Source organism: Agarivorans sp. (genome assembly GCF_050295395.1).
In the GTDB taxonomy this organism is placed as follows: Bacteria; Pseudomonadota; Gammaproteobacteria; order Enterobacterales; family Celerinatantimonadaceae; genus Agarivorans.
The window spans coordinates 1-2,928 of record NZ_JBNKPP010000233.1 but is presented as its reverse complement, the minus strand read 5'-3'; the positions used below and the strand labels follow the sequence as shown (position 1 = coordinate 2,928).

The window sequence follows — 2,928 nt, the reverse complement described above, 5'->3', positions numbered from 1 at the left end:
CACACGCTTCTTCAGCTTTGCTGAGGCGGTATTTGGTGTATTTTACATGGCCATCTTAGTCGCCAGCTTAGTGGGTGCACGGATGTCGGAGCGCGATAGCTAGGCTTAAGCCAAGCATAAGCCCATAAAAAAGGCGACCCTAAGGTCGCCTAAAGAAACGTTAACGGAGTTTAAGCAATACCATATTGCTCGCGGTAAGCACTCACCGCGGCCAAGACCTGTTGATTGTTGCCTTGCTCTTCTAAGTAAGTAATTAAATCAGCTAACTTAATGATGGAAATCACCGTAGCTTTATAATCTCGCTCCACTTCCTGAATCGCCGACAACTCGCCTTTGCCTTTTTCTTGGCGATCTAAGGCAATTAACACCCCGGCTAATTGCGCCTGATGCGCTTCAATAATGTCCATCGACTCACGAATCGCCGTACCGGCAGTAATCACATCGTCTACCAACATTACTCGGCCAGCTAGCTCAGAGCCCACCAAGTTACCGCCTTCGCCGTGATCTTTCGCTTCTTTACGGTTAAAGCAGTAGGGTACATCTTTGCCATAATGCTCATCCAAAGCCACTACAGTGGTAGTAGCAATCGGGATCCCTTTATAAGCAGGGCCAAACACTAAGTCGTAAGCGATACCCGCATCTTCCAAAGCTGCGGCGTAAAATTTACCCAAGCGATTTAAATCACGCCCCGTATTAAACAAACCCGCATTAAAAAAATAAGGGCTAGTTCGGCCAGACTTTAGGGTAAATTCGCCAAACTTTAATACCCCTTTGGCTAAAGCAAACTCAATAAATTCTCTTTGATAGGCTTTCATCTTATTCTCACTCACTACGCTAAGGCTTCACGCTGGGCGGCGTTAATTTGGCTAATGCCATCTTTGGCAAAAGCTAGCATGGCTAATAATTCTTGGTGGCTGAATGGCGCACCTTCGGCTGTACCTTGCACCTCAATCATGTTGCCATCTTCACACATCACCACATTCATATCGGTTTCAGCTACGCTGTCTTCGGTGTACTCAAGGTCACATACCACCGTACCGTCAACCACACCCACCGATACCGCCGCAATCAACTGCTTAAGTGGGCTTACCTTCAGTTTCTTCTGTTCTATCATCCACCAAATGGCATCTTGCAAGGCCACACAAGCGCCACTAATGGCCGCGGTGCGAGTGCCGCCGTCAGCCTGAATCACATCACAATCCACCACAATGGTGTATTCACCTAAGGCTTCTAAGTCTACTGCGGCACGTAACGAGCGGCCAATCAGGCGCTGAATTTCTTGAGTACGACCACTTTGCTTACCGCGCGCCGCTTCACGCCCCATACGGCTATGGGTTGAACGAGGCAGCATACCGTATTCCGCAGTAATCCAACCTTGCCCTTTGCCTTTTAAAAAACGTGGCACGCCATCTTCTACCGACGCATTACACAACACTTTGGTATTACCAAATTCAATCAATACCGAGCCTTCGGCGTGGGCCGTATAGTGGCGAGTGATAGTAATTGGACGCATTTGGTGCTCGGATCTTCCGTTCGGACGCATGGTAATAACCCTGTAGTTTAAAATTCGCGGCTATTATATAGGCTTTTAACGCACTTGGTCACGCCCCTGCCTGACTAAGCCAACAATAGTCGTTATAATCGAACAAATTTATTAAGGGCATTCAACTATGATCCACAGTATGACAGGCTACGCACGCCACCAAATCAAAGCCGATTGGGGCAGTGCCACATGGGAAATTCGCAGCGTAAACCAACGTTATTTAGAAACCTACTGGCGCATGCCAGAACAGTTTCGCGCCCTAGAGCCAGTACTGCGGGAGAAGATCCGCAAAGCCCTACAACGCGGTAAAGTAGAATGCAGCCTACGTTTTGAGGCAGACCAAGCCAAGCGTGGCGAGCTACAACTCAATCAAAGCCTAGCCGAACAACTAATTAAAAACGCCGAATGGGTACAGCAGCAAGCTGGCGGACAAATCAACCCAGTAGACATTCTGCGTTGGCCGGGTGTAATGGAAACCCCAGAGCAAGACGCCGATGCGCTGAGCAAAGAACTGCTAGCAGCCTGGCAAGACGCCCTCACTGCGTTCATCGACAGCCGCGCCAGCGAAGGGGCCAACACCGCCACCATGATTACCAGCCGTTTAGATAAAATTACCGAACAAGTGGCCTTTGTGCGCGAACAAATGCCTACGGTAATGGAATGGCAACGCGAGCGCTTAACCAGCCGTTTAGCCGATGTCATCGAAGAACTCGACCCGCAGCGCATCGAGCAAGAAATGATTATGGTAGCGCAAAAAATTGACGTGGCCGAAGAGCTAGACCGCCTCGACTCTCACGTTAGCGAGACGCGTAAAATTCTGAAAAAAGGCGGCGCCTGTGGCCGACGCCTCGACTTCATGATGCAAGAGTTCAACCGCGAAGCCAACACCCTCGCCTCAAAGTCAATTAACGCCGAGATCACTCAAGCCGCAGTAGAGCTTAAGGTATTAATCGAGCAAATGAGAGAGCAGATCCAAAATATTGAGTAAACCCTAAACTCCTCTTCAGCCCTTCTCAGCCCTTAGCAACAAGGGCTGTTTAATTTTATCCATGAGTAAATTCACAATGTCATGTAGTTAACAAAATAACTCTATCTAAACACCGATTAGCCTACAGCTCATTTAGCCTCTTACTGCCACATGAAATGAGGAATCGGAGTATGAAGCCGCCAATTATTGCCCATAGCTCAACTACCTTAGAGCGATTCACGTCATCCAGAATACCTTCGCTGTAAACCTCGACTATTTCATTAGCCTTTCTTATTCTAAACCGCTTGGCTTATGCCAGTTTAAGTACATGGCTTCGATCGGGAAATGCCTTACTGTTTGCTAGCTTTATAGTCATATTATGTAAAAATGTGGTATCGTAACCGCGACTTCTTTTCAT

General features: G+C 48.1%; 3 protein-coding genes. 1 reads left to right on the top strand and 2 read right to left on the bottom strand.

Annotated features, from left to right (window positions below):
* Nucleotides 1–170: 170 nt before the first annotated feature.
* Both pyrE and rph read right to left on the bottom strand, forming a co-directional pair.
* Nucleotides 171–815 carry an orotate phosphoribosyltransferase gene (gene pyrE / locus ACQY6Q_RS13650; protein ID WP_427982203.1) on the bottom strand — a complete coding sequence of 215 codons (645 nt, stop codon included), beginning with the start codon at nt 813–815 and terminating at the stop codon, nt 171–173.
* 14 nt (nt 816–829) lie between these two features.
* Nucleotides 830–1,543, bottom strand: a complete 714-nt coding sequence (gene rph / locus ACQY6Q_RS13645) for a ribonuclease PH (protein ID WP_427982202.1) — start codon at nt 1,541–1,543, stop codon at nt 830–832.
* 127 nt (nt 1,544–1,670) lie between these two features.
* Here rph and ACQY6Q_RS13640 point away from each other — a divergent pair, with 127 nt between their 5' ends.
* On the top strand, nt 1,671–2,531 hold the full coding sequence (locus ACQY6Q_RS13640; RefSeq protein WP_427982201.1) for a YicC/YloC family endoribonuclease: 861 nt from the start codon (nt 1,671–1,673) through the stop codon (nt 2,529–2,531).
* Nucleotides 2,532–2,928: the final 397 nt, after the last annotated feature.